Raw genomic sequence first — 21,136 nt, forward strand, 5'->3', positions numbered from 1 at the left:
GGAAATGGCTGCGTCGCTCGGTGCGCGGGTCTGGTCGGAGCTATCTGCGTCGATTGACGCGACGGGTCGGAGCCGGGACGACAGGGCCGTCCCGGCTCCACCGGTCAGTACGCGGGCAGTGACGGGTCGATCTGCTTGATCCAGGAGAGCACGCCGCCCTGCACGTGGACGGCGTCCTTGAAGCCGGCGGCCTTGAGCGCGGCCAGCGCCTCGGCGGAGCGCACACCGGACTTGCAGTGCAGCACGATCTGCTTGTCCTGCGGCAGCTTCGCGAGGGCCTCACCGGAGATGATGTCGCCCTTGGGGATCAGGGTGGCGCCGGGAATCCGCACGATCTCGTACTCGGCCGGCTCCCGCACGTCGACGAGGAAGATGTCCTTGCCGGCGTCCTGCCACTCCTTGAGCTCCAGGGCGGTGATGGTCGAGTCGAGCGTCGCCTCCTGGGCCTCGACCGAGACCGCGCCGCAGAAGTCCTCGTAGTCTTCCAGCAGGTCGGTGACGGTCGGGTTCTCGCCGCAGAGCACGCAGTTCGGGTCCTTCCGAACCTTGATTTTGCGGTACTCCATCTCCAGGGCGTCGTAGACCATGAGCCGGCCCACCAGCGGCTCGCCGATGCCGGTGAGCAGCTTGATCGCCTCGTTCACCTGGATCGACCCGATCGACGCGCAGAGCACGCCGAGCACGCCACCCTCGGCGCAGGAGGGGACCATGCCGGGCGGCGGCGGCTCCGGGTAGAGGCAGCGGTAGCAGGGGCCGTGCTCGGCCCAGAACACCGACGCCTGCCCGTCGAACCGGTAGATCGAACCCCAGACGTACGGCTTGCCGAGCAGCACCGCGGCGTCGTTGACCATGTAACGGGTGGCGAAGTTGTCGGTGCCGTCGACGATCAGGTCGTACTGGGCGAAGATCTCGCGGACGTTCTCCCGGTCCAACGCGGTGTTGTGGATCTCCACGTTGACCAGCGGGTTGATCTCGCGGATCGACGCGGCGGCGGACTCGGCCTTCGAGCGGCCGACATCGGACACGCCGTGGATGACCTGGCGCTGGAGGTTGGACTCGTCGACGGTGTCGAAGTCGATGATGCCGAGCGTGCCGACCCCGGCAGCGGCCAGGTACAACAGGGCCGGCGAGCCGAGGCCACCGGCGCCGACACAGAGCACCCGGGCGTTCTTCAGCCGCTTCTGACCGGCCACCCCGACGTCCGGGATGATCAGGTGGCGTGAGTAGCGGCGGATCTCGTCAACGGTCAGCTCGCCGGCGGGCTCGACGAGCGGGGGCAACGACACGGTGGACTCCCCGGGATCGGCGGTGTGAACCGCGCCATTGTTGCTCGCCGGGGCCCCGCTCGGCCATGAGGGAGGACACGTGGTCCGCGATGCGGGAGCGGGAATAACTCAGGGGATGGCGTCGCCGGCGTAGCGACGGCCGTCGAGGTAGGGCCAGGCGTTGGCCACGCAGCCCTCCAGCCCGTACGTCTGCTGCTGCATCACCGGGGCGGGCTCGCCCGGACCGGGGCACGCCTCGTGCTCGGCACCGAGCTCGTGGCCGACCTCGTGGTTGATCACGTAGGTGCGGTACGTCTCCAGCGGTGCGCCGTAGTCGGGCACCGCCTCCTGCCAGCGGGCCAGGTTGATGATCACCCGGCCGGGTAGCCGGCAGGACGTGTAGCGCTCGGTGGACAGGCCGCCCTCGGCGCACATCCGCTCTGACGTGACCGGGGTGGCGAGGTAGATGGTGAAGTCGGCGGCCCGGGCGTCGGCGACCCGCTGCACGCGCAGCTCGCCGGAGGCGATCCAGCTGCGCGGGTCGGCCAGCACCTCGTCGACCCGCGCCGCGAACGTGCCGGCGTCCTGGCCGCTGTCGCGCTCGACCACGACGCGGTACCGGCGCAGCGGTCCGTCCTCGCCGTGCACCGCGGTTTCGGAGTCGGCGGCGGTGAACCGTCCCGCGCCGACCGACGGGTAGTCGCTGGGCGCCGGATGGGCCTCCCCGCCGCCCACGCCCATGCCGCCCGGTGTCGGGATGGGCGGCGCGTCGGCCGGCGGCTCACCGCCACCCGCCACGGTCACGCCGATGGCGCCGGCGGTGGCGAGGACGAGCACACCGAGCAGCAGAGTGCGCCGTCGGCGACGGCGCATTCGCACGAGACTGGGACGCGCGCCCTCGTACGCCGACCCTGCCAGCGGGTCGGGCGGCTCGGGCGGGCCGTAAGGGGACGACGGCGTCATGACGCCAAGCCTGCCAGATTATTCGGGCAATTCTCCGCTTTTGGCTGCTATTGCCGCAATACGTCTCAGAGTGCCGGCCCGGCGTAGCGCCGACCGTCGACGTACGGCCACGGATTGGCCCGGCACCCGTTGAGGAAGAGGGTCTGCTGCATCATCACCGGCGCCGGACGCCCCGAGCCCGGGCAGCGCTCGTGATGGTGCCCGAGCTGGTGACCGACCTCGTGGTTGACCACGTACGTCCGGTACACCGACAGCGGCACGCGCGCCGAGACGTAGTGCGGCACCGACAACCGCCACCGGTCCAGGTTGACGATCACCTGACCGGGCGCGCGGCAGGAGGTGTACGGCCGCCCGTCGATCCGGATGTCCACCCCACCCGCGGCGCACATCCGGCCCGCCGTACGGGCCGTCGCCAGGTAGACGGTGAAGTCCCGGGGAGCGTCCCCCGGCACCTGCTGCAACCGCAGCCGACCGCTGTCGACCCAGCTGCCCGGTCCGGTGAGCGCCACCTGGACGGCCTGCGCGAACGCGGCCACGTCCTCGTCGCTGCCCGACTCGACCGCCACCCGGTAACGACGCAGCTCACCCGCGCGGCCCAGGACCGGGCCGGAGCGGTCGTCGTGTTCGAAGCGGCCCGTCCCGGCGCTCGGGACCGCTCCGGGCATCCGCAGCACCGGCGACGCGCTCGGCGACGCCGCCACCGTGGCGCTCGGCGACGGGCTCACCGACCCCGGCAGCGGCCTCGCCACCAGCGGCGGGGCGGCGGCCTCCTCGGCGGTCAGCCGGTCGGACGGCTCGCCCCGCTCCTCGGCGACCACGGTCACTGCCGCGCCGATCGCCAGCACCACCGCCACCAACTGGGCGATCAGCGCGAAGCGTCGATGACGGTGAGCGGACCTGAACATTCCGGTCAGCCTGCCAGATCGGACGGCCGGACGGCGTCCCCCTTTTCGGTGAGCAGACCCACCACCGCGCGGGCGACCAGCCGGGGCACCTCGAGCTGCGCCACGTGGCCGACCCCGTCGAGCATCAACAGGCGGCTGTCCGGGATGGCCCGTGCGGTCTGCGGCGCGACCCGGACGTCGACCAGCCGGTCCTGCCGACCCGCCACCACGAGCGTCGGCGCGCGGACCGCCCCGGCGAGCCGCCACAGCGACCCGGACCCCGGCAGGTACGCCCGCAGGAAGCTGGAGACCAGACCCCGGAACGTCCGGACGTACGCGGCCGCGTAGTGCGCCGCCTCGTACCGCACCCGGATCTCCTCCAACGCCTCCTCCCGGCGCTGCACACAGATGCGGCTCAGATCGGCGACACACGCCTCAAGCACCTGCTCGGCCATGATCTCCGGGGCGAGCTGGGTCAACCGCCGGGCGACCAGCCGCTCACCCCCCGGAATGGCCAGCACCGGCAGCATCCTGCCCTGCAACGACCGTCGGAAATCCAGGAACGGCAGCGCCGGAGAGATCAGGGTGAGGGTGCGGACCAGGTCCGGCCGCAGCCCCGCCACCTGGACCGAGACCGCGCCGCCCAGCGAGTTGCCGAACAGGTGCACCGGTCCCCGACCGGAGTGCTCGATCCACCTGATGACCAGGTCGGCGAAGGCCGGAATCGTGTAGCGCCGTCCCGGCTCGCTGCGACCGAACCCGGGCAGGTCGATGGCCTGGCCGTCCAACCGGTCGGTGAGCAGCCCGGCCAGGTCGGTCCAGTTCTGCGACGAGCCGCCGAGCCCGTGCACGAACAGCGCCGGCTCCGCGTCCGCGCTCGTCGCGGGGGTGTCCCGCACGTACATGACCTGGCCGTCGAGGCGCACCTCCCGGCCCGGCCACGGTGGCGGCACACCGGCGTCGGCAAGGAGATGGTCCGGCCAGAGGGTGGCACGCTTCATCCCTCCAGTCTGCCTCGCACCATTCAGGAGAGTAGTGCCTCCAGCCGGCGGTTGACCGCCGCCAGCGTGGCTCGGACCACCGCCTGCCGCGGATCGCCGGCCACCAGAGCCGAGCCGGCGAGCTGCTCGACCCAGCCGTCGCAGACCAGCAGCACCACCACGGTGGCCACCTCGCAGTTGCCGAACGGCACCACCGCCGCGTGCTCGACGAAGCAGCGGCCACGCTCGGCGTTCTCGGTGCCGCGCAGCAGCTCGTCGACGGCCGCGGCGGCGGCCACCGCGCAGAGCCGCAGCACGTAGCCGTCCACCGCCGGCCCGGTCGCGTACCCGGCCGCGGTGCCGTCGCCGGCGAGCAGCCGTACCTCCACATTGGCGTCCAGGCCGAAGGTGCTGACCTGCACGTGGTCGATGACCACGCGCGGCCCCGGCGCGCCGCCGGTGTCCAGCGGGCGGGAGGGCGCCGACTCCGTCGTGGTCACCTGACCACCGGAGTACGACGTACCGAGCGTCGCCGGGCTGCCGGTGGCTCCGCCGGCGGGCACACCCGAGACCGAGCCGGGCTCCTCGACCGTGGCGCGGCCCCGGTGCGGGGCGCCCGTCCGCCGCCGGAGCGCGGCGTCCGGGCCGGTCCGCTGCTCGGGGCTCGTCGGCGCGGCCGCCGCCGGGCCGCCGCCCTCGGCGATACGCGCTTCCGCGCCGTTGTTGCGTGGCTCGGCGGGACGGGCCTCGGCGGATCGCGTGTTGGCGGGTTTCGCGCCACCCGAGCGGGGCTCGGCAGGTCGTGTCTCGGCGGCGCGGCGGCGTACCGGTGGGGGCGGCGTGGTGGGCAGGCCGGGCACGTTCTGCGGTGCGGCGGCGAGGCCCATCCGTTCCTGGAGCAGCCGGGCGACCTGTCGGCTCACCTCGGCCGGATCCGCGCCGTCGGCCAGGTCCAGCCGGAGGCTGTGCGCACCCGCCGGGGTACGACGCAGCGCCGCGTCCCGGACACCGGCTACCTCCCGGACGGCGTCCAGGATGGCGTTGACGTCGAATCCCTCGGGACGTTCCCGCAACGGAGCGGGCTCGTCGTCACGGCGCAGGTGGGTGGCGATGCGCGCGAGTTCGGGGGTTTCGGCGGGTGGTTCCACGGCTGGCGGCTCCGGCACGACGGGCACGTCCGGTTGCGCGGGGACGCGCTGCGGCAGTACCGCCGGCGTGTCGGGCCGTCGACCGCTGGCGGCGGCGTCGGCCGGCGACGCCGGTTCCGGGGCGGATCGGCGGGCCGCGTAGGAAGCGGCGGACGCGGATGGCCGGTCGTGTCGCCCCGACCCGGCGGTCGCCGCGGCCGGACCGGTTGCCGTCGGGGCGGTGGGGGCCGGCCCGACGGTCGATGGGTCGGGTGGCTCGGGGCTCGCCGGCCGAAGCCGGAACGGCCCGGTTGGTCGGACCGGCTGGGCCGCCTCGCCCGCGTCGCTGCCACGAGCGGGGCTCGCCGGCCGGCTGGCCGGCCAGGACGGACGATCGCCCGGCGAGGCCGCCGGGATGCGCCCCTCGGACCAGTCCGGTCGTTCGGCGGCCGCGTTCGCCACGGGTGTCGGCGAGTTTCCTGCCCAGGACGGACGCTCGGCCGCCGGACGGACGGGCGTCGTCGGTGACGGCGTGCTCTGCGACGGCGCATCCACCACCGTCGCCGGTGGGCCGGCGGGCGCCGGTGGCGGGTCGACCGGCGCTGGCGGGTCCACCGGCGCGGGGCCGGCCCAGGTTGGGCGCGCGGGCGTGCCGTCGGAGGCCTGAGCACCGGCCCAGGACGGGCGGGACGCCCCGAAGCTGGTCGGAGCCGGGTCCGACTCGCCGGCCCACGAGGGACGCGGCGGCGGGAGGGCCGATGCCGGACCGGCCCAGGACGGACGGTCAGCAGCCGGCGGACCGCTGGCCGGCTCCACCTGAGCGGCGCTGGTCGGCACGGAACCCCCGGCCCAGGACGGACGCTCGGCAGCCGGCGGACCGCTGGTCGGCACGGAACCGCCACCCCACGACGGACGCTCGGCAGCCGGCGGACCGCTGGTCGGCACGGGACCCCCGCCCCACGACGGACGCTCGGCAGCCGGCGGACCGCTGGTCGGCACGGAACCGCCACCCCACGACGGACGCTCGGCAGCCGCCGACGCGGCGGGCGCGGGCGCACCGGGCCCGCTGGTCGGGGTGGGGTCCGAGGCATTCGCGCGGGGTGGCGGGTCGGTCGACACGCTGCTCGATATCGGCGCGGCCCAGGACGGACGAGGCACGGCGGGCGTACCGGCCGGCTCGGACGTGGGCCCGCCGGCCCAGGCCGGGCGCTCGGTCGGCTCGGAGCGGGGGCCTCCGGCGGCACGCTGGCCGGGGTCGTGGCCGGACGTTCGCCGGCCCAGGACGGGCGCGACGGCCGGCCGCGATCGGAGGCCGCCTCCGCCTCGGTGGCGACGTCGTACGCGCGGGGCGGCTCGGCGGCCAGTGGCTCATACGGACGCGTCGGCTCGGCCCGCACCGGCTCGTACGGCACGCTGGGCTCGGCGACCCAACCCGGCGCGGACTCGTCTCGCGTCGGCTGGTCGGAGGGTTCGCCGTCCGGCCGGGACCAGGGTGGCGCCCACCCGCTGCCCCAGCTCGGGCGGTTCCAGCTGGGCCCGGACCAGTCCGGCTCGACGGAGGAGGGCTCGCCCACGCGCCGGGTGTCGGCGGCGGGGCGTTCCGGCTCGGACTCGTCGCCGCGTCCCGACCCGGCCGACGACTCCGGCGCGAGCGCTTCCCGGCGGGCGCGCGACCCGGCCTCCCGGTCGTCGGCGGTCGAGCGGTCGCCGGTCGGCGCGTGGAGTCCGGGTGGTACCTCGAAGCCCGAGGCGGCCGTACCGACGGGCGGCACCTGGATGGGCGCGGTGCCGGGCACACCGGGTTCGGCCCAGCGGGCGGCACGCGGCGCGGTGGGGTCGGCGGTCAGGTGCCGGGCACTACCGCTGTCGGCCTCGCCCGACCCCTGGTCGGCGGGGGCGCGGGGCGCTGGGCGGGCACCGCCAGGCGGCCGGCACCCAGGTCGGGCCGGTCTTCGGCGGTCCGTCCGGGTGGCGCGCTGACCGGTGTCTGCCGACCGGACGACGCACCCACGCCGTTGATCTCGGCGTCCCCGTGGTTGGTGCCGTCGGCCACGCCGTCACCCTCGGCCTCGGCCTGGTGGACGCCGTTCAGGTGGTGGCCGTTGACCCGGGCCGGCCGTTCGGCGGCGCCGGGCAGCCCGGGCAGAGGCGCGGGCAGGTCACCGTGCCTCGTCGAGGTGCTGCGCCAGCCGGACGCGGGGTCGGGCTGCCATCGTGGCGCCTGCTCCCCGGCCGCTTCGCTCTCGCCGGACGGTGACCACCCGCCCGTCGAGGGCGCCCACCCGTTGCCGGAACGACCCGGGTCGTCGTGCTGACCCGCTCCGTCACCGTGCTCTCCCGGGGTGGCGGCTCCGGGTTGCCCTGTTTCACTCACCGCGCGCTCCTTGGTCGCCCTCGCTGAGGCTACCGTGTGGGGAGAGTGGCGATAAGTTACAGCGGCGGGCCAATTCCACGACGCGGTCGGGGGCCGCCCCGGTCTGGGGGGAAAATGGCGGCTCGTACGAAGAACTCGGAGGATCCCATGACGGCTGTGGGGAACGGCGCACAGACCGCTGGTAGGCCCACGCGCCTGCCCCGCTCCGCGCGTCGTAAGCAGCTGCTCGCGGCGGCCCAGGAGGTGTTCGTCGCGCAGGGCTACCACGCTGCGGCGATGGACGACATCGCCGAGCGGGCCGGGGTCTCCAAGCCGGTGCTCTACCAACACTTCCCCGGGAAGATGGACCTCTACCTGGCGCTGTTGGACACCCACTGTGACGCCATCGTCGCTCAGGTGCAGGAGGCGATGCGGGGGACCAGCGACAACAAGGAACGGGTCAGCGCGTCGGTCCGGGCGTACTTCGACTTCGTCGATCACGAGAGCGAGGCGTTCCGCCTCGTCTTCGAGTCGGACCTGCGTAACGACCCGGCGGTGCGGCAGCGGGTGGAGCGGGTCGAGCAGGGCTGCATCGCGGCGATCACCGACACCATCATCTCCGACACGGGCGTGAGCCGGTCGCATGCCGAGTTGCTCGCCTCCGGGCTGGTCGGCGCGGCGGAGACGGCCGCGCAGTTCTGGCTGGCCGGCGGCCGACAGGTGCCGAAGGCCGAAGCTGAGGCGTTGGTGGCCGCGCTGTCGTGGCGGGGCATCGCGAGCTTCCCGCTGCAAGGTGAGTCAGCCTGACCGCCGGGCCCGTGATCGGATAGCCTTCGCAGGGCGGTTCTCTCGCCCCAGTTGAGGAGGCACAGTGGAGGTCAAGATCGGCGTGCAGTACGCGCCACGCGAGCTGGTAGTGGACAGCGCGCAGTCGCCGGCCGAGATCGAGCAGATCGTGACCGACGCCTTCGCCGGCAACGGCGGCACGCTCTCCCTGACCGACGAGAAGGGCCGGCGGGTCATCGTTCCGGTCGAGAAGGTCGCCTACGTCGAGATCGCCGAGGCGTCGCCCCGGGCGGTCGGTTTCACCGTCCGCTGACCGGTCCGGCCGTCGCGGCAGGTCGGCGTCGCGCCACCTGCCGCGGGCCGGTACCGCGTGAACGCGCCCGACCAGTGGCGCTCAGTTGTTCAGTCCGACGGCGGCCATTCGCGCGGTGTGCGCGGCGGTGAGCCGCGCGAAGAGTTCCGGCACGTCGATCCGCTCGGCCCGCATGATGAGTACGGTGAGCGTGGCGCGTTCGGCGGCGACGCGGCCGGCTTGGGACAGGGCCTCGCCGACCAGTCGCCGGGCCCACATGGAGAGCCGGCCGGCCACCCGTGGGTCGTCGGCGACGGCCAGCCGGATCTCGGCGGCGGCGAATTCCGCGTACCGGGAGTCGTGCAGCACGTCGAGCACCAGCGCCCGGTCGGGTCCGTCCAGCGCGTGGCCGATCTCCCTGATGAAGTCGTCGGTGATGGTGTCGCCCACGTACGCCTTGGTGACGGCCTCGGCCCAGTCCCGCGGCTCGGTGGAGTCGTGGTACGCCTGCAACGGCCGCACGTAGGGCGCCATCGCCTCCTCCGGTTGCACACCGAGTGCGGCGAGCCGGTCGGCGAGCCGGCGGTAGTTGTCGATCTCGGCCGCGGCCATCTGGTCCAGCTCGACGCGCCGGCGCAGGTCCGGCGCGAGTCGCGCGTCGGCGGCCATGCGTTCGAAGGCGAGCAGTTCACCGAAGGCGACCAGGCCGAGCAGGTCGGGGACGGCGGAACCGGCGGTGGACACGAGCGCAGGCTACCGCGTGTGATGCAGTTCACATTCAATCCCCCCGCGTGGCGGCTGGCCGACCGGGAATCGGGACGTGAGCTTGCCTGTTCGGGTAGCATAGAGCAGTTGCCGTGGGCGCCGATCTGATCGAAGTCCAGCCTGCGGTGCGCGTGCGGCCCGGTCTGGCTCGGCAGTCTGCCCCCGACCGTGTGGCCCGCGTCATACCGACCGCGCCCTGAGGACATGACGGGGCGCACCCACGAGAGGGCACCCCCACATCCACATGAGCGAGCTGACTCAAGATGTGATGGACGGCCAGGAACTGGCCCCCACCGCCCCGGTCCGACCGGAGGCACCCACCTTCGCCGCCCTCGGCGCCCGCGACGAGACCGTCGAGGCGCTGGCCGCGGCCGGCATCACCCGCGCGTTCGCCATTCAGGAGTACGCGATCCCGATCGCGCTGCGCGGCGTCGACCTCATCGGCCAGGCGCCCACCGGTACCGGCAAGACCCTCGGCTTCGGCGTGCCGTTGCTGGAGCGGGTCTTCGCGCCGAGCGAGGGTGGCGACGGCGTCCCCCAGGCGCTTGTCGTCGTCCCGACCCGTGAGCTGGGCATCCAGGTCGCCAAGGACCTGGCCGCCGCCGGCCGGACGCGCGGCGTCCGGGTGCTGCCGATCTACGGCGGCGTGGCGTACGAACCGCAGATCGACGCGCTGCGCAAGGGCGTCGAGATCCTCGTCGGCACGCCGGGTCGACTGATGGACCTGCAGAAGCAGAAGCACCTCCGCCTCGACCGGGTACGCGCGCTCGTCCTGGACGAGGCCGACCGCATGCTCGACCTGGGCTTCCTCGACGACGTCGAGAAGATCCTGGCGATGCTTCCGGAAGACCGGCAGACGATGCTCTTCTCGGCGACCATGCCGGACCCGATCGTCACCCTGTCCCGGCGCTTCCTGCGCCAGCCGATGACGATCCACGCCGGGCACACCGCCGAGACCGGGCCGTCGCCGCAGACCCAGCAACTGGTCTACCGCACCCACTCGATGAACAAGGTCGAGGTGGTGGCCCGCATCCTCCAGGCCGAGGGTCGTGGGCTGACCATGATCTTCACGCGTACCAAGCGGGCCGCCGACCGGGTCGCCGAGGATCTCGACTTCCGTGGGTTCGCGGTCGCCGCGGTGCACGGTGACCTCGGCCAGGGCGCCCGGGAGCGGGCCCTGCGGGCCTTCCGCGCCGGCAAGATCGACATCCTGGTCGCCACCGACGTCGCGGCCCGGGGCCTGGACGTCACCGGTGTCACCCACGTCATCAACTACGACTGCCCGGAAGATCAGGACACCTACACCCACCGCATCGGTCGTACCGGTCGGGCCGGGGCGACCGGCGTCGCGGTGACCTTCGTCGACTGGGACGACATGCCGCGCTGGCGGATCATCGACAAGACCCTCGGTCTGGAGATGCCCGAGCCGCCGGAGACGTACCACACCTCCCCGCACCTCTACACCGACCTGCACATCTCGACCGAGGTCAGCGGCACGCTGCCCACGGCCGAGCGGACGCGCGCCGGGCTGTCCGCCGAGATCGAGGAAGACCTCGGCGGCACCACCCGCTCGCGCCGGGGCGACAGCGCTGGCCGGGGCGGCCGACGCGGTGAGAGTCGTGGCGAGGCCCGGGGCGAGCGCCGTGGTCGGGGTGACGGTCGCCGCGACCGCGCCGACGCCGGCCCGCCGGCCGCCGAAGCACCTGCGGACGCCGCTGGCGACGAGGCCACCCGCACCCCGCGCCGCCGGCGTCGCCGCCGGGCCGGCGAGACGGTGACCGGTGAGCCGACCGCGGTGATCGCGGCCGACGCGGCGCCGGCCGAGTCCGTCGACGCCGCCGAGGGCGAGGCCGCCAAGCCCCGCCGCCGCCGACGCCGTCGTGGTGGCGGTTCCGGCGAGGGTACGCCGGCCGAGGCGACCGCGGACTGACGCAGCGAGATCCATCCGACATCCCCCGGACCGCCTCACGCGGTGCGGGGGATGTTCCCTTCTTCCCACCCCACCTGCTGAAGATGGAACGATGCCGCAACCACTGGACGCTGCCCTGACCGAGGTTCGGGCGCTGCTGCTCGACCCCGCGCTGACCCGGGCGGTCGCCGCCGGACGCCGTCGCGGCCGTCGCCCCACGGTCGAGCGGGCCGAACTGCGGCCGGTGACGCTCAAGGCCGGGCCCCGACTTCAGGTCACCACCTCCGACGGCGTACGCCCGTACACCCGCAATGTCGCTCCCGGTCCCGAGGCCGACGCGGCGGTCGATGAGCTCCTGGCCGAGCCCTTCGGCAACTGGCACGTGGAGACCGCCGACGCGACCCTCCAGCTCCGGGTGACCAAGTCCGGCGAGGCGCAGGTACACCGTGCGGCGACGGCCCGACCGGCGACGACACCGGCTGGGAACGACCGGGCGAAGGAGTACCTGCTCGATCCCGGCGACCCGATCTTCGCCGAGATCGGCGGCTCGGCGGCGAAACGACGCCAGGTCGACGCGTTCCTGCGGGCCCTGGCCGCGACCCTGCCCGACGACCTGACCGGTCCGCTGCGGGTGGTCGACCTCGGCTGCGGCAACGCCTACCTGACGTTCGCCGCCTACCGCTACCTGACGGGTCGGGGGCTCGATGTCGAGCTGGTCGGCGTGGACGTCCGGGAGGACCAGCGCCGGCGCAACACCGAGCTGGCGCAGCGACTGGGCTGGGCCGACAAGGTCAGCTTCGTCGCCGGCACGATCGCCGAGGCCGTCGTCGAACCCGCCCCGGACCTGGTGCTGGCGCTGCACGCCTGCGACACCGCCACCGACGAGGCGCTGGCCCGCGCGGTGCGCTGGCAGGCCCGCTGGGTACTCGCCGCGCCCTGCTGTCACCACGACCTCGCCAAGCAGCTGCGCGCGCAGCCCACCCCGGCGCCGTACGAGTTGCTGACCCGGCAGGGCATCCTGCGCGAGCGCTTCGCCGACGTGCTCACCGACGCGCTGCGCGCCGGGTTGCTGCGGACGCACGGTTACCGGGCCGAGGTGGTGGAGTTCGTCGACTCCCAGCACACCCCCCGCAACCTGCTGATCCGCGCCCGCCACACCGGTGTCGCGGACCCACGGCACACGGAGTACCGCGAGCTGGTCGACCAGTGGCAGGTCACGCCCCGGCTGGAGGTCCTGCTGGCCGGCGACACGGGGTCCGCCAGCTAGGTTCGCCGGCTGGACCTGCCGCAGGCCCGGGACTTCGCAGCGGCGTCAGCGTCGGCGGTCGGCGTTGCCGCCCCGGTCCCGGCTGCCGGATCGGTCGAAGACCGCCACCCGGTCTCCGCCGTTGCGCGTCGAGCGGTCGTCGTCGACCGGGCTGCTCGGGAAGGGCACCACCTTCCCCGAGCTCTCGGCGTTGCCGGCGGCCGTGAACGCGTTCCAGGAGATGTCGACGAGCAGCTTCTTCGTCTCGGCGTGCCGGACGGCCGCGTTCTGCTGTAGCGCCATCCGGGCGCCCAGCACCACGGCGACCAGCGTGGTGGTGATCGCGCCGGTGGCGGCCAGCACGTGGGCACCGGTCGCCGCGTCGGTGCGGAGCACCAGGACCAGCAGCCAGATCCAGCACCCGGCGGCGAAGACGCCGGCCTTGACGACGAAGAAGAGGCTCACCGCACCAGGCTGGTACGGCTGCGGACGGCGCGATTCGGCCATGGTGCTCCTCGGCGGTGGTCCGGGCGAACGCGGCAGGCGCGCGTGCGCCATGCCGGGACGGGCACCGAGCTTAGTAGAAGAACGATGATGATCGCTCGGTACCGGTCCGAATACTGCACGAGGTGGAGTCTCATCCGTGGGACAGTTTGTGCGGTCAGTCAGTGGTTTCCGATCCTCGGCGTACTACGCTCGGAGGCGCATCTTCCCAGTGCTCGGCCGGGAGGGAAAGACATACCGGATGGGTTCCGCAGACGTAACACCGCAGATGGCGTTCGCCCGCTTCGTCCGGCGGGCCATCGACGACGCCCGCGAAGAGCGCGGGTGGACCGTGACCGATCTCGCCGCGCACACGGGCGTGGGCCGCTCCACCGTGTTCCGTTGGCTCGCCGGTGACTGGCAGGACTATCCGGAACTGGCGAAGGTACGCGGCTTCTGTGCCGCTCTGGATCTACCGGTGGCGGCCGCGTTCCGGGCCCTCGGACTGCCTGACGCGGGCCCGACGCCCCGACGCCGCAGCGACGACGGCCCGGTCGACGCCGACGTCCGCGCCATCCTGGACCGGCTGGCCGACCCCACCGTCCCGGCCGAGGAGAAGCACCACATCCGCGACCTCCTCCGCTACCTGGCCCGCCGCCCCACCCGCCGAGCCGGCTAACCCCCCGATCCCCGCGTTGATCATGAAGTTATTGCCACGACACGCCGATGCGAGTGGCAATAACTTCATGATCGACGCAGCGAGGGCCGGGGACGGGAGGGGGCCAGGAGGGCCGGGGGGTTAGGGGATGGTCAGGGTTAGTTCGGCGGTGTGGACCTTGGTGGCTACCTGGAAGTCCAGGTAGAGGCGGTAACGGCCGGGGTTCGGGATGGTCAGCCAGAACTTGACCTGGCCGTCGGCCAACTCCGGTTCGGGATGCACGTGCAGGTAGCCGAGGTCGCCTTCGCGCAGCGCCACCAGGTGCCCGTACGCGCCGAGGTAGCGCTCCAGGGCCGCGCCACCGCTCGGACCGTCGATCCGGAAGGTCAGCGGCACCGTCACCCCGGCCTGCGGACTGCCCTGGTAGCCGACCGTGAACCCGTCAACCGTCGTCGAGGTGGCCGGCGCGGGCAGCGGACGCGGCTGGTACGCGCCCGGCGCCACCAGGTCCACGCCGAGGGTCACGGCGCTCTGGCCGCCGTTGTCGGCGACCACGGTGAAGTCCGCGTACGCCCGCCAGACGCCGGGCTGCGGGAGGGTCACCGGCACCGACCAGATGCCGTCCGGCGTCATGGTCGGGTGCAGGTGCTGGTAGCCGGTCAGGTCCCGGCGTACCACGATGACGTGCATCGGCTTGTCGTGTACGACGGCGAAGCGGGTGACCGGTCGACGTTGCGCGTCGCGTACCTCGAAGCGCAGTTGCCCGGTGCGGCCGACGCGAAATTCGGTGCCCAGTGGCACGAGCGTGTATCCGCCCGAGCTGACCGACAGACCGCCCGGCTCGGTGGCAGCGCCCTGGCCGGCGCCCGTGACGGATCCGTGGTCGTGGGCCGCGGTGCCCGCCGGGTGGGTGTGGTCGGGGGTCAGCGCCGTACCGCCGGTGGTGCCGCCGCCGAGGCCGGTGCCGCCGTTGACGTTGGTGCCGCCGTTCAGGCGACCGAGGCCGAAGCCGAGCAGGACGGCGAGCACCAGACCACCCACCACCAGCGCCAACCGGACCGTGCTCCGGTCGGCCACACCGGCAACACCCGGAGCCGAGACGGCCGACCCGCCCGACAACGCCTCGCCCGCCCGGTCGGCGGCGACAGGGCTCCCGTCCGACGAGGGCGCGCCAGCCCGGTCGGCGGCGACGGCGCTCGCGTCCGACGGGGACGCGCCCGCCTGGTCAGGCACCGCCGGCGTCCAGCTCATCCCGACACCGTACCGCCGTGCCCGGTGGGTTCCGGCCGACGCCGGGGCAGCGTGGCGGCCGTCGCAATCCGCCCGGCCCGGGAACTTTCCGCCCGCCGCCGTTGACCGGCGCTCGCGGACGACTCAGCCGGCCACGGCGAGCGCGAGCGGGAGCACGTCGGGAGCGCCGGCCCGCCGGAGTTCCCGGGCGACCATCGCCATCGTCCAGCCCGAGTCGACCAGGTCGTCGACGAGCAGCACCGGCCCGTCCAGCGCGGCCAGCGCGTCGGCAAGTTCGGGCGGTACGGAGAAGGCGTCGTGCAGCGCGCGTACCCGCTGGGCGCTGTTGCCGCGCGGCCCGCCGGGGCCGTCCGGGCCGGTCGCCGTGACCGCGCCGAGCAGCGGCAGCCGGCCCACGGCGGCGATCCGCTCGGCCAGGGAGCCGACCAGCCGGGGCCGCCGGCGGGACGAGACGGCGACCACCGCCACCGGCCGGCGGGGCCACGGGTCGTCGCCGTGCGCCCAGGCCTTCAGCACGTCGACCACCGCGCCGGCCACGTCGTCGGGCACCGGCGCGTCGGGCGACTCCGGGCCGACCAGGTCCCGCAGCCGACCGCCCCACCCCAGGTCGGAGAGGCGGCCGACCGCGCGGCCGGGCAGCGCCTGGTCCGCCGGGACGATCCGGCCCTTGAGGGGTACGCCCACCGCGTCCAACCCGGTCGGCCAGAGTTTTTTGGGCGCGATCTGGACGCCGGGCCGGCCCAGGAACGTCTGCGCGGCGGCGAGCGCGGCCGTCGACACGTCCGCCGCGAACAGCGGGCCGGCACACCTGTCGCACCGGCCGCAGTCGGTCGCCCCGGTGTCGTCCAGGCGCTCCCGTAGGTATCGCATCCGGCAGTCGCCCGTCGACGCGTACTCCCGCATGGCCTGTTGTTCGACGGTGCGCGCCTGGGCGACGCGGCGCAACCGGGCCTCGTCGTAGACCCAGGGCTCGCCCGTGGCGAGCCAGCCACCGCGCACCCGGCGAACCGCGCCGTCCACGTCGAGCACCTTGAGCATCAGCTCCAGGCGGGCCCGGCGCAGGTCGACGAGGGGTTCGAGGGCCTGGGTGGAGAGCGGCCGGTCGGTGTGCAGGGCGGCCAGCACCGCACGGACCTGCTGTTCCGGCGGGAACGCCAGCGAGGCGAAGTAGCGCCAGATGGCGGCGTCCTCGACGCCGGGCAGCAGCAGCACCTCGGCGTGTTCGACGGCGCGGCCGGCACGGCCGACCTGCTGGTAGTACGCGATCGGCGACGGCGGTGCGCCGAGGTGGACGACGAAGCCCAGGTCGGGTTTGTCGAAGCCCATGCCGAGCGCGCTGGTGGCGACCAACGCCTTGATCTTGTTGTCGAGCAGGTCCTGTTCGGCGGCGCGCCGGTCGGCGTCCTCGGCCTGGCCGGTGTACGACGCCACCGGGTAGCCCCGCGAGCGCAGGAACTCGGTGGTCTCCCCCGCCGCCGCGACGGTCAGCGTGTAGACGATGCCGGAGCCGGGCAACTCGTCCAGGTGGTCGGCGAGCCACGCCAGTCGGTGCGCCGGGCTGGGCAGGTCGAGGACGCCGAGCCGCAGCGACTCGCGGTCCAGCGTCCCGCGCAGGACGAGCGCGTCACCCAACTGCTCGGCGACGTCCTGGGTGACCCGCGCGTTGGCGGTGGCCGTGGTGGCCAGCACCGGCGTGCGCTCGGGTAGTTCGGCCAGGAAGGTACGCAGCCGCCGGTAGTCCGGCCGGAAGTCGTGCCCCCAGTCGGAGACGCAGTGCGCCTCGTCGACCACCAGCAGACCGGTCGTCGCGGCCAGCTTCGGCAGCACGCCGTCGCGGAAGTCCGGGTTGTTGAGGCGTTCCGGACTGATCAACAGGACGTCCACCGATCCGGCCTGGATTTCGGCGGTGATCTCGTCCCACTCGTCGAGGTTCGCCGAGTTGATCGTGCGCGCCCGGATGCCGGCGCGGGCCGCCGCCTCCACCTGGTTGCGCATGAGAGCCAGCAGCGGCGACACGATGACGGTCGGACCGTGCTCGCCGCTCCCGCCACTCTGCTCGCGGGCGCGGAGCAGCGCGGTGGCCACGAAGTAGACCGCCGACTTGCCCCAACCGGTGCGCTGCACGCACAGCACCCGGCGTCGGTCGACGACCAGCGCCTCGATGGCCCGCCACTGGTCCTCGCGCAGCCGGGCGTGCTCACCGGCCAGCCGACGCAGCACCGCCTCGGCCCGCTCCCGTACCGCCGCCCGTTCGTCGCCCATCCGGCATTTCTACCAGCGTCGTACGTCAGAACCCCGCCCGCGCGGGAGGTGCCGGTCACGATCCGCGCGTTCGCGCCTCATCGGGCCGGGACGCCGGGGGCAGAAAGAGCAACAGGTCGCGCAGCGGCTCGGTCGCGCTGGGAGGCAGCAGGCAGCGCGACGCGAACTCTTCCATCGAGGCGTACGGGCCGCGCAGCCAGCGGTCCACCACGATCTGCCGGCCCTGCTCGGCCGTCAGACCGGGCAGGGCCGTGAGCACCTGCTCCGGGACCCCGTTGACGTCGACCAGACCGCCGTCGTCGAAGGTGCCGGGCAGGTCGGGTCGCCCGAGTCCCAACTCGGCACGGGCCGCCGGGTAGTGGTAGAGCAGGTAGCGGGCGTGCTCCCGGCGGATGCGCCGCTCCTCGTCGGCACGACCGCGGGCACTGTCCGGTCGTCCGGTGATCGCCGCCCAGAGTCCACGGCTGAGCAGCACCACGTGCACGGCCCCCGCGAGCCAGGTGATGAGGGCCAGGCCGAGGAAGGTCACCGCCTGCGGTCCGGGCACCTCGGCTTCCGGACTCTCGACGTCGAGCATGACCACCTCGACGACGAGCAGTGCCAGGTAACCGAGGCCCGCGAGCGCGAGCCGCCAACTCCGCCGCCACCCCGCGTAGGCCAGGATCACCAGCCAGGTCAGGCAGCCGAACGAGAGCAGGACGAGCACCGTCCCGAGGATCGTCACCGTCCTGCTCGCCCAACGCGGTGTCTCCCGCCGAGCGGGCTTCGTGGGGGCCGCCGGAGGTGGCAGGGGCATGAGCGCGGGGGGAGGCGGCACAGACAGGGCGGACGGCGATGCCGGGCCCGGCGGGGAGGGGAGGAGACCGACGGGGGCGACCACCGACGTTGCCGGTCCGGGCAGCGTGGCCGCCGGCCGCGAAGCCTCCGGTCCGGGCACCGGGGCTGCCGGCTGCGGTGTCTCCGGTGCGGGCGCCGTGTTCGCCGGCTGCGGTGTCTCCGGTGCGGCGATGCGCTGCGCCTGTGGTTGGACGGTGCGCTGCGGCCCCGGTGCGGCGGTGCGCTGCGCCTCTGGTTCGGCGGGGCGTTGCGCCTGGGGTTCGGCGGTGTGGGGGGTCGCCGCCAGGGTCGGGTCGGAGCGCAGGATGCGCCGGTGCAGTTCCTGCAACGCCTCGCCCGGCTCGATGCCGTACTCCTCGCGGAGCAGGTCGCCGAACTCCCGGTAGGCGGCGAGCGCCTCCGCCTGCCGCCCGCTGCGATAGAGCGCGAGCACGAGTTGGTGTCGCAGCCGCTCCCGGACAGGGAACTCGGCCACCAACTCCACCAGCTCACCGATCGTCTCGCGGTGCCGTCCGAGGTCCAGCGTCAACTCGGACCGGGTCTCCAACGCCACGGCGCGTAACTCCACCAGCCGCTGCCGGGCCGCCTCGAAGATCGGCCCGGCGAAGCCGGTGAACGGCTCCCCCTGCCACAGGTCCAGGGCGGCGGCCAGTTCGGCGAGCGCCTCGTCCGTACGCCCGCTCGTGTGTCGCTGGCGGGCGGCCTGTACGCCCCGTTCGAAGCGGACCGCGTCGACCGCCTCGGGGTCCACCCGCAGCGAATAGCCGGCGTCGGTCAGGCTGAGCACCTGTCCCGGCGTACGGGGAGACCGGTCCGGTTCCAGCACCCGGCGCAGCCCGGCCACGTACTTCTGCACGACGTTGGGACCGTTCGCGGGCGGGTCCTCCGGCCAGACCGCGTCGACGATCTGCCCGGTGGACACCGGGCGGCCGGCGGCGAGCAGCAGTACGGCGAGCACCGCCCGCTGCTTGGCCGGACCGAGGTCGATCTCCCGGTCGGCGTACCAGGCCCGCTGAGGCCCGAGAATCTCGAAACGCAGTTGGCCTGACATGCGCGTTCTCGCTCCTGACACCCCCGGGACCGCCGGACGGCAGTGCCCGGCAGCCGGACGGCAGCATATCGGCAGCCGAACCGCCGTGCCGGCCGGCAGCATCCTCGTCGGCAGAAGCCACGCAGCGAGAAAGAGACAAGCGATGACACAGGCAACGGGCACCGCCGGCACCATCCGACGGACGGTCGGTACGGTCGCCGCCGTGCTGGCCGCGACCACCCTGCTCGCAGGTTGCGGAGCGGAGAGCGAACCCACCGCGACGCCACCGAGCAGCCCGTCCGCCAGCCCGAGCGTCAGTCCGAAGGACGCGCTCCTCGCCGCCGTCCCGGACGGCACCGAGGGGGCGTTCCGGTTCAGCGGCAAGGACGCGTCGAGCACGATCGACGGTCGGATCGACCCGGCGTCCGAGGGATTCGAAATCAACATGGTCATGCCGCCGGACGACGGCGTCGTGGTGAAGATGTCGTTCCTGGTGATCAAGGACCAGAACTGGGTGAAGGCGAAGTTCAGTGGCCGTCCCGGCCTGCCGAAGTTCCCCGACAAGTGGATGAAGCTGGACCGCGCGAAGCTGACCGACGCCGCGAGCATCCCGACGTTCGACGGTGTGGACCAGGGCAACGCGGGTCCGCTGATCCAGGCGGCCACCGAGGTGCAGGAGAAGAGCCCCGGCCAGTACGTCGGTTTCATCGACGTGAGCGCCGGGGAGGCGGCGAAGGCGCTGGAGGACGGCGAGGCGGCGGCCCTCGGCGAGGCGGGCAAGAAGGTGCCGTTCACGGCCGTGGTCGGTGCGGACAAGCACCTGGCGTCGCTGACGCTCAAGATGCCGGCCGCCGGTAAGACCAAGGCGTACGACTACGTCGTCAAGTACGCCGACTACGGCAGCGCGCCGAAGATCACCGCGCCGACCGGCGCCGCCGCCGTGAAGGCACCGGCAATGGCGTACGACCTACTGAACGGCTGATCCACAACGGGCGGCGGCCACACGGGGGGCCGCCACCCCACCCTGTCCCCCTCCCCCACCCCCACCCCCAACCCTGTTGATCAAGAGGTTCGCGTCAGGATCCGGCCGGATTCTGACGCGAACCTCTTGATCAACGCGGTTGGTGGTGGGGGGTGGGGTGGGGGTTGGGGGGGTGGGGTTAGCGGCCTAGGACTGAGCCGCCGTTGACGCCGAGGACCTGGCCGGTTACGTAGCCGGCGGCGGGGCTGGCGAGGTAGCGGACCGCCTCGGCGATGTCGTCCGGCAGTCCGGGACGCTTGACGAGCGTCTCCGCGACCCGCTTCGCGTGCCCCTCGGGGGTCATTCGGTCGCCGAAGAACTCGGTCTCGGCCACGTAGCCCGGGCTCACCACGTTGACCGTGATCTGCTCCGGACCGAGCTGCGCCGCCAGGTCGTACGCCCAACCGTGCAGGGCCGCCTTGCCCGCTGAGTAGGGGCCACCGCCACCCCGCTGGGCGGAGATCGAGCTGACCAGGATCACCCGCCCACCGGGTCGACGCAGCGCCGGCCGCAACGCCTCGGTCAACAGCACCGCGGTGAGCACGTTGGCGTCCAGGTTGGCCCGCCAGTGTGCGGCGGTCCCGGCCAGCGTGTCGGTCTCCCCGCCCAGGTAGCCGCCCGCGTTGTTGACCACCGCGTCGACCGCCCGACCGTCGACCGCAGCCAGGACCCGGTCGAGCTGCTCCGGGTCGGTCAGGTCCGCGGTCACCGGGGTGACCGCGTCCGGCCGTCCACAGTCGACGCCGATGCGCTCGGCGGCCGCCGCCAACACGTCCGCCCGCCGCCCGGCGACAAGAACGTCGTACCCGTCCCGAGCGAGCGACCCCGCGATGGCCGCCCCGATCCCGGTCCCACCCCCGCTAACCACCGCAAGCCGCGATCCCATCTCGACCTACCTCCCCATCCCCGAACCCATCGGAGAACCCCGTCGCCGAACCCCGTCGATCATGAAGTTATCGCCATCCGGCACGGCGTGTCGTGACAATAACTTCATGATCACCGGGGACGGCGAGACCCGGGGGCG

General features: G+C 73.5%; 17 protein-coding genes and 1 pseudogene. 6 read left to right on the forward strand and 12 right to left on the reverse strand.

The annotated features are described in order from the left end of the window. Positions 1–104: 104 nt before the first annotated feature. The 6 genes and pseudogenes from moeZ to ACQP03_RS30905 all read right to left on the reverse strand — a co-directional run bounded on the left by moeZ (position 105) and on the right by ACQP03_RS30905 (position 7,593). Positions 105–1,286, reverse strand: a complete 1,182-nt coding sequence (gene moeZ, locus ACQP03_RS30880) for an adenylyltransferase/sulfurtransferase MoeZ (protein WP_396832410.1) — start codon at positions 1,284–1,286, stop codon at positions 105–107. A 108-nt stretch (positions 1,287–1,394) separates the two neighbouring features. Further along, complete coding sequence (locus tag ACQP03_RS30885; protein ID WP_433459354.1) at positions 1,395–2,228, reverse strand: DUF3152 domain-containing protein; 834 nt, start codon at positions 2,226–2,228, stop codon at positions 1,395–1,397. Positions 2,229–2,293: 65 nt separating this feature from the next. Further along, positions 2,294–3,133: a DUF3152 domain-containing protein gene (locus ACQP03_RS30890; protein ID WP_357174301.1), complete on the reverse strand. Its 840-nt coding sequence runs from the start codon at positions 3,131–3,133 to the stop codon at positions 2,294–2,296. Positions 3,134–3,138: 5 nt separating this feature from the next. Beyond that, the gene (locus ACQP03_RS30895) at positions 3,139–4,113 is read right to left on the reverse strand and encodes an alpha/beta fold hydrolase (protein ID WP_433459356.1); all 975 of its coding nucleotides are present in this window, start codon (positions 4,111–4,113) and stop codon (positions 3,139–3,141) included. 23 nt (positions 4,114–4,136) lie between these two features. Beyond that, positions 4,137–5,804 (reverse strand): annotated as a pseudogene (locus ACQP03_RS30900) (hypothetical protein); the annotation flags it as partial. A gap of 1,258 nt (positions 5,805–7,062) precedes the next feature. After that, positions 7,063–7,593 carry a hypothetical protein gene (locus ACQP03_RS30905; RefSeq protein ID WP_433459358.1) on the reverse strand — a complete coding sequence of 177 codons (531 nt, stop codon included), beginning with the start codon at positions 7,591–7,593 and terminating at the stop codon, positions 7,063–7,065. A 147-nt stretch (positions 7,594–7,740) separates the two neighbouring features. Between ACQP03_RS30905 and ACQP03_RS30910 the strand changes: the two genes are divergently transcribed. After that, positions 7,741–8,379, forward strand: coding sequence for a TetR/AcrR family transcriptional regulator (locus tag ACQP03_RS30910; protein WP_355053367.1), 639 nt, complete (start codon positions 7,741–7,743; stop codon positions 8,377–8,379). A gap of 64 nt (positions 8,380–8,443) precedes the next feature. Beyond that, positions 8,444–8,671: a DUF3107 domain-containing protein gene (locus ACQP03_RS30915; protein ID WP_179781071.1), complete on the forward strand. Its 228-nt coding sequence runs from the start codon at positions 8,444–8,446 to the stop codon at positions 8,669–8,671. An 81-nt stretch (positions 8,672–8,752) separates the two neighbouring features. Here the strand turns inward: ACQP03_RS30915 and ACQP03_RS30920 are convergent, their stop codons facing one another. After that, positions 8,753–9,394 (reverse strand): ferritin-like fold-containing protein, encoded by a 642-nt coding sequence (locus ACQP03_RS30920; RefSeq protein WP_357174292.1) that lies wholly within the window; start codon positions 9,392–9,394, stop codon positions 8,753–8,755. A gap of 265 nt (positions 9,395–9,659) precedes the next feature. On the opposite strand from ACQP03_RS30920, the gene ACQP03_RS30925 reads away from it, so the two are divergent. Both ACQP03_RS30925 and ACQP03_RS30930 read left to right on the forward strand, forming a co-directional pair. Then, entirely contained in the window at positions 9,660–11,345 is a 1,686-nt protein-coding gene (locus ACQP03_RS30925) for a DEAD/DEAH box helicase (protein ID WP_433459361.1), read from the forward strand. Positions 11,346–11,436: 91 nt separating this feature from the next. Then, positions 11,437–12,591: a class I SAM-dependent methyltransferase gene (locus ACQP03_RS30930; protein WP_357174289.1), complete on the forward strand. Its 1,155-nt coding sequence runs from the start codon at positions 11,437–11,439 to the stop codon at positions 12,589–12,591. Between the two features lie 45 nt (positions 12,592–12,636). On the opposite strand, the gene ACQP03_RS30935 is transcribed toward ACQP03_RS30930, so the two are convergent. Then, positions 12,637–13,077, reverse strand: coding sequence for a hypothetical protein (locus ACQP03_RS30935; RefSeq protein WP_357174286.1), 441 nt, complete (start codon positions 13,075–13,077; stop codon positions 12,637–12,639). 238 nt (positions 13,078–13,315) lie between these two features. Between ACQP03_RS30935 and ACQP03_RS30940 the strand changes: the two genes are divergently transcribed. Next, positions 13,316–13,732, forward strand: coding sequence for a helix-turn-helix domain-containing protein (locus ACQP03_RS30940; protein ID WP_355053372.1), 417 nt, complete (start codon positions 13,316–13,318; stop codon positions 13,730–13,732). Between the two features lie 120 nt (positions 13,733–13,852). Here ACQP03_RS30940 and ACQP03_RS30945 read toward each other — a convergent pair whose 3' ends face one another. The 3 genes from ACQP03_RS30945 to ACQP03_RS30955 all read right to left on the reverse strand — a co-directional run bounded on the left by ACQP03_RS30945 (position 13,853) and on the right by ACQP03_RS30955 (position 19,112). Further along, complete coding sequence (locus tag ACQP03_RS30945; protein ID WP_357134156.1) at positions 13,853–14,962, reverse strand: hypothetical protein; 1,110 nt, start codon at positions 14,960–14,962, stop codon at positions 13,853–13,855. A 123-nt stretch (positions 14,963–15,085) separates the two neighbouring features. Continuing rightward, positions 15,086–17,224 (reverse strand): RecQ family ATP-dependent DNA helicase, encoded by a 2,139-nt coding sequence (locus ACQP03_RS30950; protein WP_396832413.1) that lies wholly within the window; start codon positions 17,222–17,224, stop codon positions 15,086–15,088. 55 nt (positions 17,225–17,279) lie between these two features. Then, on the reverse strand, positions 17,280–19,112 hold the full coding sequence (locus tag ACQP03_RS30955; RefSeq protein WP_357174277.1) for a BTAD domain-containing putative transcriptional regulator: 1,833 nt from the start codon (positions 19,110–19,112) through the stop codon (positions 17,280–17,282). Positions 19,113–19,254: 142 nt separating this feature from the next. Here ACQP03_RS30955 and ACQP03_RS30960 point away from each other — a divergent pair, with 142 nt between their 5' ends. After that, entirely contained in the window at positions 19,255–20,073 is an 819-nt protein-coding gene (locus tag ACQP03_RS30960) for a hypothetical protein (RefSeq protein WP_357134162.1), read from the forward strand. 178 nt (positions 20,074–20,251) lie between these two features. Here the strand turns inward: ACQP03_RS30960 and ACQP03_RS30965 are convergent, their stop codons facing one another. Beyond that, on the reverse strand, positions 20,252–20,998 hold the full coding sequence (locus ACQP03_RS30965) for an SDR family NAD(P)-dependent oxidoreductase (RefSeq protein WP_357397267.1): 747 nt from the start codon (positions 20,996–20,998) through the stop codon (positions 20,252–20,254). Positions 20,999–21,136 lie beyond the last annotated feature (138 nt).

The sequence above is a fragment of the Micromonospora sp. CA-248212 genome (assembly GCF_050948405.1).
Classification (GTDB): Bacteria; Actinomycetota; Actinomycetes; order Mycobacteriales; family Micromonosporaceae; genus Micromonospora.

Excerpts from the sequence above, each read along its gene's own strand:
- ACQP03_RS30955 (WP_357174277.1), bottom strand. The coding sequence starts at position 19,112 with ATGTCAGGCCAACTGCGTTTCGAGATTCTCGGGCCTCAGCGGGCCTGG.
- ACQP03_RS30945 (WP_357134156.1), bottom strand. The coding sequence starts at position 14,962 with ATGAGCTGGACGCCGGCGGTGCCTGACCAGGCGGGCGCGTCCCCGTCG.
- ACQP03_RS30910 (WP_355053367.1), top strand. The coding sequence starts at position 7,741 with ATGACGGCTGTGGGGAACGGCGCACAGACCGCTGGTAGGCCCACGCGC.
- ACQP03_RS30930 (WP_357174289.1), top strand. The coding sequence starts at position 11,437 with ATGCCGCAACCACTGGACGCTGCCCTGACCGAGGTTCGGGCGCTGCTG.
- ACQP03_RS30950 (WP_396832413.1), bottom strand. The coding sequence starts at position 17,224 with ATGGGCGACGAACGGGCGGCGGTACGGGAGCGGGCCGAGGCGGTGCTG.
- ACQP03_RS30960 (WP_357134162.1), top strand. The coding sequence starts at position 19,255 with ATGACACAGGCAACGGGCACCGCCGGCACCATCCGACGGACGGTCGGT.
- ACQP03_RS30965 (WP_357397267.1), bottom strand. The coding sequence starts at position 20,998 with ATGGGATCGCGGCTTGCGGTGGTTAGCGGGGGTGGGACCGGGATCGGG.
- ACQP03_RS30935 (WP_357174286.1), bottom strand. The coding sequence starts at position 13,077 with ATGGCCGAATCGCGCCGTCCGCAGCCGTACCAGCCTGGTGCGGTGAGC.
- ACQP03_RS30885 (WP_433459354.1), bottom strand. The coding sequence starts at position 2,228 with ATGACGCCGTCGTCCCCTTACGGCCCGCCCGAGCCGCCCGACCCGCTG.
- ACQP03_RS30895 (WP_433459356.1), bottom strand. The coding sequence starts at position 4,113 with ATGAAGCGTGCCACCCTCTGGCCGGACCATCTCCTTGCCGACGCCGGT.
- ACQP03_RS30890 (WP_357174301.1), bottom strand. The coding sequence starts at position 3,133 with ATGTTCAGGTCCGCTCACCGTCATCGACGCTTCGCGCTGATCGCCCAG.
- ACQP03_RS30940 (WP_355053372.1), top strand. The coding sequence starts at position 13,316 with ATGGGTTCCGCAGACGTAACACCGCAGATGGCGTTCGCCCGCTTCGTC.
- ACQP03_RS30925 (WP_433459361.1), top strand. The coding sequence starts at position 9,660 with ATGAGCGAGCTGACTCAAGATGTGATGGACGGCCAGGAACTGGCCCCC.